The sequence below is a fragment of the Streptomyces aureocirculatus genome (genome assembly GCF_000720475.1).
In the GTDB taxonomy this organism is placed as follows: Bacteria; Actinomycetota; Actinomycetes; order Streptomycetales; family Streptomycetaceae; genus Streptomyces; species Streptomyces aureocirculatus.
This window is the reverse complement of the sequence record NZ_JOAP01000052.1, coordinates 42,964-51,062: the sequence shown is the minus strand read 5'-3', so window position 1 is coordinate 51,062 and position 8,099 is coordinate 42,964. Positions and strand designations below refer to the sequence as shown.

Sequence of the window (8,099 nt, the reverse complement as noted above, 5' to 3'; positions counted from 1 at the left end):
GCCCCCGGCTCCGCCCCCGCCCCCGGCTCCGCCCCCGGCCTCGGCTCCGGCTCCGGGCCCCGGCTCGGGCAGTCGGCGTCGGCCGCTGCCCGCCAGCCGCTGCCCACCCTCGACGGCGAGGACGGCGACGCCCACCGCTTCTGGTCCGCGCGCCGGATCCCCGCGGGGATCCTCGCCCTTGTGATCCTCGGCGCGGCCGGTCTCCTCCTGTACGACGTCGTCGCCGTACGGGCCGACCACCCCGCGATGCGGTGGCGGCGCTCCCTCGCGCGGGAGCTCGCGGAGCGGCCGTTGGACAGCACGGCGGTGCTCACCGGGGCCGCGGTGGCCGCGGCCCTGGGGCTGTGGCTGTTCGTGCTCGCGGTGACGCCCGGCCTTCGCCGGCTGCTGCCGATGCGGGCTCCGCACGCCGATGTGCGGGCCGGGCTCGACCGCGGCGCCGCGGCGATGGTGCTGCGCGACCGGGCCATGGACGTGGCCGGGGTGCGGTCGGTACGGGTGCGCATGAGCAGGTCCAAGGTGGCCGTCCGGGCCGTGGCGCACTTCCGTGACCTCGACGACGTACGCGAAGACCTGGACGCGACGCTGGCCGACACCATCCGTGACCTCGGGCTCGGCAGGCCGCCCGCGCTCGCGGTGCGGGTGGCGCGGCCCGGCCGGAAGGGGTGAACGGGTCATGCTGCGTACGGTGAACCGTGTTCTGCTCGGCCTGATCGGCCTGGTACTCCTCCTGTTCGGCGCCTCCGTGCTCGCCGTCGGGCTCGGCGCACGCCCGCCGTCGTGGTGGGTGCACGACGGCCGCCACGACGTGCTGCTCAGTGACGCCGACCGGGCGCGGTGGCGCGACGAGGGCTGGTTCTGGCCGGTGGTCATCGGCGTGCTCGCCCTGGTCGTGCTGCTCGCCCTGTGGTGGCTGACCGCCCAACTGCGGCGGCGCCGGCTCGCGGAGGTCCTGGTGGAGACCGGCGACGGTGAGGGTGCGCTGTTGCGGGGGCGAGCCATGGAGGACGCCCTGGAGAGCGACGCGGGCGCACTCGACGGTGTCGCGCGCGCCCGGGTACGGCTGACCGGGCGGCGCAACGCCCCCGAGGCCCGGGTGAAGCTGCTCCTCGGGCCCGACGCTGTGCCCGGCGATGCGCTTCGCGGGATGTGTACGGGAGCCCTCGCGCACGCGCGGGACTCCGCGGGGTTGGAGCGGCTGCCCGCCACCGTGCGACTGCGCGCGGTGCGGCACCGTGCCGGGCGGGTCAGTTGACGGGTGACGGGTGGGCCGGTGGGCGCTGTCCCACCGGCCCACAGGCAGCCGCAGGACCGGCCCACAGGCAGCCGCAGGCCAGGCAGCCGCAGGCCAGACAACCGCAGACCGGGCAGCCGCAGACCGGGCAGGCCCTAGAAGCCGTGGCGGGCGCCGCCGTCGACGGGAAGCATCACGCCCGTGAGATACGACGCGGCGGGCGAGAGGAGGAACGCGGCGGTGCGGCCGAACTCCTGCGGGGTGCCGTAGCGCCGTAGCGGAATGCGGGACTCGTGGGCCGCACGGGTCGCCTCCGGGTCGGCCGAGAGGCCGTCGAGCTCACGTACGCGGTCGGTGTCGATGCGGGCGGGCAGCAGACCGACCACACGGATGCCGCGGGGCCCCAACTCGTCCGCGAGGGACTTCGCGAAGCCGGCGAGCCCGGGACGCAGACCGTTGGAGATGGTCAGGCCGGGGATCGGCTCGTGCACCGAAGCGGAGAGGACGAAGGCGACGACACCGCCCTCACCCAGCTCCGCCGCCGCGGCACGGGCGAGCCGCACCGCCCCCAGGAAGACCGACTCGAACCCGGCCTGCCACTGCTCGTCGGTGTTGTCGGCGACATAGCCCGGCGGCGGCCCGCCGACGCTGATGAGGATGCCGTCGAACCTGCCGAAGTGCTCGCGCGCGGCCGCGATCAGCCGCTCCGGAGCCCCGGCGTCGGAGTTGTCCGCGGCGACGCCCACCGCGTTCGGGCCGAGCTCCGCGGCCGCGGCGACGGCCGTCTTCTCGTCCCGGCCGCTGAGGACCACCTTCGCGCCGTCCGCGACGAGCTCACGGGCGGCGGCGTTGCCGAGGCCGCGGGTGGCACCGGTGACGACGTACACACGGTTGTTCAGTCCTAGATCCATGGCTCCATCCTGCTCTATCCCACCGCGTCCGGACCGAAGAGGGTGAAGGCGGTGCCCGCGAGGCCGACGTGGGAGAAAGCCTGCGGGAAGTTGCCGAGCTGGCGCCCTGCCACCGGGTCGTACTCCTCCGAGAGCAGCCCCACGTCGTTGCAGAGCGTCAGTATCCGCTCGAAAAGTTCCCGGGCCTCCCGGGTGCGGCCCGTCATGTGCAGGGCGTCGGCGAGCCAGAACGAGCAGACGACGAAGACGCCCTCGTCACCGGGCAGACCGTCCACGGTGGTGTCGTGGGGCGTCGTGTCGTCGGCGCCGGCGGTGGTGCCGGCGGTGGTGTAGCGGCGCAGGAAGCCGTCCTCCGTACCGAGTTCCTTGCGGATCGCGTCGATGGTGCCGGCCACGCGCGGATCGTCGGGCGGCAGGAACCCCACGCGCGGGATCAGCAGCAGGGCGGCGTCCAGCTCGCGCGAGCCGTACGACTGCGTGAACGTGTTGCGCTCCGCGTCGTAGCCGCGCTCGCACACCTCGGCGTGGATCTCGTCCCGCAACCGCCGCCAGCGGTCCACGTCGCCGGGCAGCTCCGGGTCCTCGTCGAGGGCGCGCACGGTGCGGTCGGCGGCCGCCCACGCGAGCACCTTGGAGTGCACGAAGTGCCGGCGCGGCCCGCGCACCTCCCACAGGCCCTCGTCCTCGCGGTGCCAGTTCTCCCGCAGGAACTCCATGAGCGCGAGTTGCAGCCGCCATCCGTGCGCGCGGGTGGCGAGACCCGACCGGCGGGCCAGCGCGAGCGTCTCCACGACCTCGCCGTACACGTCGAGCTGGTGCTGCTCCACCGCCTTGTTGCCGATGCGCACCGGCGCCGAACCCTCGTACCCCGGCAGCCAGGGCACCTCGTACTCGGGCAGCCGTCGCTCACCCGCGAGGCCGTACATGATCTGTAGGTCGCCCGGGTTGCCCGCGGCCGCGCGCAGCAGCCAGTCGCGCCACGCCTCCGCCTCCTCCAGATAGCCCGCGGCGAGCAGTGCGCCGAGCGTCAGCGTGGAGTCGCGCAGCCAGCAGTAGCGGTAGTCCCAGTTGCGGACGCCGCCGATCTCCTCGGGCAGGGACGTGGTGGGCGCGGCGACGATGCCGCCGGTCGGGGCGTAGGTGAGGGCCTTGAGCGTGATCAGGGAACGGACCACCGCTTCGCGGTGCGGGCCCTCGTACCGGCAGCGCGCCGCCCACGCCCGCCAGTCCGAGACGCTGTCGCGCAGCGCCTGCTCGGTGTCGAGCAGCCGCGGGCACGGCTCGTGCGAGGGGTGCCAGGTGAGGACGAACGTCACGCGCTCGCCCGCGGCCACCGTGACATCCGTGTACGTGGTGAAGTCACGGCCCTCGCAACGGATCTCGGGCTCGATGCGCAGCCACACCGCGTCGGGGCCCGCGACGGCCACGTGGTGACCGTCGGACCGGCGCATCCACGGCACGACCGAGCCGTAGTCGAAGCGCAGTCGCAGTGTGCTGCGCAGGGTCACCTCGCCGGTCAGGCCCTCGACGATCCGGACGAGGTCCGGTGCGCGGTCGCGCTGCGGCATGAAGTCGGTCACCCGTACCGAACCGTCCGGAGTGTCCCACTCCGTGTCCAGGACCAGGGTGTTCTCGCGGTACGCGCGGCGGGCGCAGACGTCGGCGTTCTCCGGGGCGATGCGCCAGTGGCCGTGTTCGTCGCCGCCGAGCAGCGCGGCGAAGCACGCTCCCGAGTCGAAGCGGGGCAGACACAGCCAGTCCACCGACCCGGTCCGGGAGACCAGGGCGGCGGTCTGATGGTCGCCGATCAGGGCGTAGTCCTCGATGGGGCGTCGCACGGGTGACGGTTTCCCGCATCACGGGGCCGTCAATCGGGGGCACGCGGACGTGTCTTCGCGGCCGGGCTGTGGCGTCGACCCGTGCCGGACGGGTCAGGCCGTGGCCGGAGTGGCTTCCTCCGCGGGCTCGGACGCCGTCTTCGCGGCCGCCGCCCTGCGGTCCTTGACCTCGCGGCGTACCAGGACGATCCAGCCCGCGGGCACCCCGGCGGCGAACAGCCACCACTGCACGGCGTACGCCATGTGCGCCCCGATCCCGCTGTGGTCGGGCTCGCCGAGCAACTGGGGGGAGTCGTCGTCCGGGCGCGGCGAGGTCTGCTCGACGTAGCCGCCGAGCACCTGCTTGCCCAGGGCGTGCGCCTGCTGCCCGCTGCTGATCAGCATGATCTGCCGGTCGGGCAGGCCGCGTACGTCCTTGATGCCGCTGGCCGCGGATGTCTCGTCGGCCATGAGCCGGCCGGTGACGGTGACTTCGCCGCGGGCCGGGGCGGGGATCTTCGGGAAGGCGGTCTGCGGTCCGTCGGCCGGGACCCAGCCGCGGTTGACGAGCAGCACCTTGCCGTCGTCGAGGACGAACGGGGTCAGGACGTGGAAGCCGACCTCGTCGTCGGCGTTGGTGCGGCGGCGCACGACGACCTCGTGCTCCGGGTCGTAGGTGCCGCGGGCGGTGACCCTGCGGTACACGGCGTCGTCCGGCACGTCACGGCCGGGCGATGTGAGCCGTTCGGCGGGGACCGGCGCGGCGTCGAGCGCCCTGCCGATCTTCGCGTTGTGCGCCACGCGCCGCTCGTGACGGTGCAACTGCCAGAAGCCCAGCTCGATCATCACGGGGATGAGGACGAGGCCGATGAGGGTGAGGATCACCCACTGGCGGGTCAAGAGGAAGCGGTACACCCCATGACGGTACAACTCGGCCATGGGGTGTCCGACAGGGGGTGGGGCACCTCGCGCCGACATTTTGTCGACTTGTCGCCTACACCTTGTCGACGATCCCCACCCGCCCCTCCGCGCGTGAGCAGTGCGCCCCGCAGTACCAGTGGCCCTCCACCTCGACGCCCTGCCCGATGATGCGGCACCGGCAGTGCTCGCAGATCGGCGCCATGCGGTGGATGGCGCAGGCGAAACAGTCGAAGACGTGCACCGCGCCCTGCGCGTGCACCTCGAAGGACATGCCGTACTCGTTTCCGCAGACCTCGCAACGTGCCATGCGCCACAGGGTGGGACCCGGCGGCGGGGCGGGGCGAGCGGTGGCCGGGCGAGTCGCCCGGCAATCACCCGTCCGAGGGGGCGGGTCCGCCGGGCGGGGGCACGCTGCCCGTCGTGCCCTCGGCCGGCGCGACGTCCTGGAGCAACTGGCCGAAGGCGGCCTCGTCGACGACCGGCGTACCGAAAGCCCGGGCCTTCGTCGTCTTCGACGTGCCCGAGTCCGGGTCATTGGTGACCAGCAGGCTCGTCAGCCGCGACACGCTGGTCGCGATGTGCAGTCCGGCCTCGAACGCCCGGTCCTCCAGGAGCTCGCGCTCCACGGAGGTGTCCCCGGAGAACGCGACCCGCATGCCCTGCTGGAGCGGCTTGCCGTCCTGCCACCGCCCCGGGTTCGGGTGGGGGCAGGCGGGGCGCTTGCGGGAGGGACGCCAACTCCCCGGGCGGTACGAGGAGTTGGCGCCGCCGATGGAGCCGGGGCCGGTGCTCTGGTGGCCGATGCGGGCAGCGCCGTCGGACCACTCGGTCAGCGCACGGCACTCCAGGAGCGGCAGCCGCACGCCGCCGCCCGCCGCCGCGTGCAGGCTCGGCCGGAACGCCTCGGCCAGCACACGGGCGTCGTCGAGGGCGTGGTGGGCCTGGCGCTGGACGACACCGAAGTGGGCGGCGAGTGCCTCCAGCTTGTGGTTGGGCAGCGGCAGGCCGAGCTCCTTGGAGAGCGCGATGGTGCACAGCCGCTGGCGGACGGGTGCGGTGCGCGCCGCGCGCGCGTACTCACGGGCGATCATCGACCAGTCGAAGACGGCGTTGTGCGCGACGAGGACGCGGTCGGCGAGGCGGGCGGCGAACTCCTCGGCGATGTCGGCGAAGAGCGGGGCGCCGGCCAGCTTGTCGCTCGTCAGGCCGTGGATCCACACCGGGCCCGGGTCGCGCTGCGGGTTCACCAGGGTGTACCAGTGGTCCTCGACCTCGCCGCGGGCGTCGAGGCGGTAGACCGCGGCCGAGATGATCCGGTCGTCTCTGGACAAACCGGTGGTCTCGACGTCCACGACCGCGTACCCCGAAGGGTAGGCGGTGGGCCAGGGCACGGCGGGTCCGGGGACGACCGTCGCCGCGGTCGCCTCCCCCCTCGCCGGTCCCTGCGGTGCCTGCGGTGCGTGGGGCCCCTTCGGTGCCTCCGGCCCCTCCGTCGGCGGTGCGGTCGTGCGGTCTTCGAGCATGGTCCATGAGGATACGGGCCGCGACTGACAGTCAGTTCCCTGGGCCGGGCGTGTTCGCGTCGCCGCCGGTCCCGCCCGCCTCGCCACCGGACCCCGGCGCGTCCTCCCCGGACTCCGCCGCGCCGTCGCCGGTTCCGGCCGCCGCCTCCCCGCCGGGCCCGAGCAGCCCCGCCACCAGGGCCCGCACCGACAGCGTGAACAGCCGTTCGGCGTCCAGGGGCTTGGCGAGCGCGCGGGCGAGCGCCGGATCGCCGTCCACCGTCCGTGCCTCCCACAACTGATGCTCGTCGGGGCGTTGCACCGGCGCGCGCTCGCGGGCGCGCTCCACCAGGACCTGGCCGACGACATGGACCTGGACGGCGCGCACGGCGTCGGCCGCGCGGGCGCCGCGCAGCCCGGCGGCGTGCATCTCGTGGGCGAGGGCACGCTGCGCGGGCAGGAACATCCGCTCCGTCAGGCCGCGTTCGTGGACCATCGCGACGAGGTGCGGGTGGTCGCGCAACTGTCGGCGCAGGGCGCGCGCGACGGAGACCACGCGCCGGGCGGGCGTGCGGCCCACCGGGTGGAGCTCCCCTAGGTCGGCGAGGGTGCGCGCCACGAGCGCGTCGAGCAGCGACTCGCGGTTGCCGACGTGCCAGTAGATGGAGGTGACGGCCGTGCCGAGTTCGGCGGCGAGCCCCCGCATGGTCAGGGCGGCGGGCCCGTGCCGCTCGACGAGGTCCGCGGCGGCGGCGAGGACCCGCTCGCGGTCGAGCCGCCCGCGTACCTGCTCGCGGTCCCGCCGCCCTGGCAGGTGACCGGAACGCGTCTCTTTACCCTTCACGCCTCCTGTTGTAACTGTGTTACAGAACCCCCGCAAGCCTCCGAAAGGCCCGTCAGCGAAGGGTGGTACGGCATGGCACGCGTACGCTACGGCGCGCGCACCGAGGCGGAGATCGCCGCGACGCGCACCGCGAGCAGCAGGCTCCCCGACATCTGGTCCACCGGCCTCGTGGCCGTCTGGGAGAGCGATCCGGACGTCGTGGCGGCCGTCCTGCCACCGCCCCTGAAGCCCACCGGGCGCCCCTTGGTGCGGGCGAGCATCAGCAGGGTCGCTCTCGCGGGCTACCCCCTCGGTGCGGGCTCGGTGGCCGTCGCCGCGGAGCACGGCGGCGTGTCGGGCTGGTATCCGCTGGTGATGCCGATGACGCACGAGCGTGCCCTGACCGGCGGCCGTGAGGTCTTCGGGGAGCCCAAGAAGCTGGGCGAGGTCACCGTCGAGCGGGACGGTCTGGTGGTGCGGGGTGCCATGGCCCGGCACGGCATCGCGTTCGTGGAGGTGCGCGGGGCCGTGAGCGGCGCCCTGCCGCTGCCGGAGCCCGCCCGGAAGACCGACTTCTACTTCAAGTTCCTTCCCGGCGTGGACGGTTCGGGCTTCGACGCGGATCCGGTGCTCGTGCACTGCGTACGCAACGAGCGGGTCCGCAAGCTGGAGGGCGTCACCGGGGACGTGGTGCTGCGGGAGTCGATGTACGACCCGGTCGCGGACCTGCCCGTATGCCGTCTGGTGGAGATCACCATCGGTGAGAAGACCAGCGACCAGCACGGCCGGGTGGTGGAGCGGGTGAGCGCGCGGGCGCTCCTTCCGTACATCCACCAGCGCTACGACGACCCGCGGCAGGTCCTCGACGGGCCGCCCGAGGGGAGCCTCTGA

The 8,099-nt window shown here is 73.8% G+C and carries 9 protein-coding genes; 3 read left to right on the top strand and 6 right to left on the bottom strand.

All coding sequences use genetic code 11. The features are described 5' to 3' along the window. Both IG78_RS0134700 and amaP read left to right on the top strand, forming a co-directional pair. On the top strand, window positions 1-669 hold a 669-nt coding region (locus tag IG78_RS0134700; RefSeq protein ID WP_030571371.1), incomplete at its 5' end, for a DUF6286 domain-containing protein. A 7-nt stretch (window positions 670-676) separates the two neighbouring features. Then, window positions 677-1,255 carry an alkaline shock response membrane anchor protein AmaP gene (amaP, locus tag IG78_RS0134695; protein WP_030571368.1) on the top strand — a complete coding sequence of 193 codons (579 nt, stop codon included), beginning with the start codon at window positions 677-679 and terminating at the stop codon, window positions 1,253-1,255. A gap of 134 nt (window positions 1,256-1,389) precedes the next feature. Here the strand turns inward: amaP and IG78_RS0134690 are convergent, their stop codons facing one another. From IG78_RS0134690 to IG78_RS0134665, 6 genes are all read right to left on the bottom strand, one after another. Beyond that, entirely contained in the window at window positions 1,390-2,145 is a 756-nt protein-coding gene (locus tag IG78_RS0134690) for an SDR family oxidoreductase (RefSeq protein ID WP_030571365.1), read from the bottom strand. A gap of 14 nt (window positions 2,146-2,159) precedes the next feature. Continuing rightward, the gene (locus IG78_RS0134685) at window positions 2,160-3,983 is read right to left on the bottom strand and encodes a glycoside hydrolase family 15 protein (protein ID WP_030571362.1); all 1,824 of its coding nucleotides are present in this window, start codon (window positions 3,981-3,983) and stop codon (window positions 2,160-2,162) included. 93 nt (window positions 3,984-4,076) lie between these two features. Next, window positions 4,077-4,877 (bottom strand): SURF1 family cytochrome oxidase biogenesis protein, encoded by an 801-nt coding sequence (locus IG78_RS0134680; protein ID WP_030571359.1) that lies wholly within the window; start codon window positions 4,875-4,877, stop codon window positions 4,077-4,079. Window positions 4,878-4,956: 79 nt separating this feature from the next. Beyond that, window positions 4,957-5,190 (bottom strand): hypothetical protein, encoded by a 234-nt coding sequence (locus IG78_RS0134675; RefSeq protein ID WP_078965802.1) that lies wholly within the window; start codon window positions 5,188-5,190, stop codon window positions 4,957-4,959. A 64-nt stretch (window positions 5,191-5,254) separates the two neighbouring features. Then, on the bottom strand, window positions 5,255-6,406 hold the full coding sequence (locus IG78_RS0134670) for a DEDDh family exonuclease (protein ID WP_078965801.1): 1,152 nt from the start codon (window positions 6,404-6,406) through the stop codon (window positions 5,255-5,257). Between the two features lie 31 nt (window positions 6,407-6,437). Beyond that, window positions 6,438-7,199, bottom strand: coding sequence for a TetR/AcrR family transcriptional regulator (locus IG78_RS0134665; RefSeq protein ID WP_225882338.1), 762 nt, complete (start codon window positions 7,197-7,199; stop codon window positions 6,438-6,440). A gap of 102 nt (window positions 7,200-7,301) precedes the next feature. On the opposite strand from IG78_RS0134665, the gene IG78_RS0134660 reads away from it, so the two are divergent. Next, window positions 7,302-8,099, top strand: coding sequence for an acetoacetate decarboxylase family protein (locus IG78_RS0134660; protein WP_030571347.1), 798 nt, complete (start codon window positions 7,302-7,304; stop codon window positions 8,097-8,099).

What these genes read in the sequence shown, in the direction of transcription:
- IG78_RS0134675 (WP_078965802.1), bottom strand. Translation starts at nt 5,190, where the DNA reads ATGGCACGTTGCGAGGTCTGCGGAAACGAGTACGGCATGTCCTTCGAG.
- IG78_RS0134670 (WP_078965801.1), bottom strand. Translation starts at nt 6,406, where the DNA reads ATGCTCGAAGACCGCACGACCGCACCGCCGACGGAGGGGCCGGAGGCA.
- IG78_RS0134660 (WP_030571347.1), top strand. Translation starts at nt 7,302, where the DNA reads ATGGCACGCGTACGCTACGGCGCGCGCACCGAGGCGGAGATCGCCGCG.
- IG78_RS0134690 (WP_030571365.1), bottom strand. Translation starts at nt 2,145, where the DNA reads ATGGATCTAGGACTGAACAACCGTGTGTACGTCGTCACCGGTGCCACC.
- amaP (WP_030571368.1), top strand. Translation starts at nt 677, where the DNA reads ATGCTGCGTACGGTGAACCGTGTTCTGCTCGGCCTGATCGGCCTGGTA.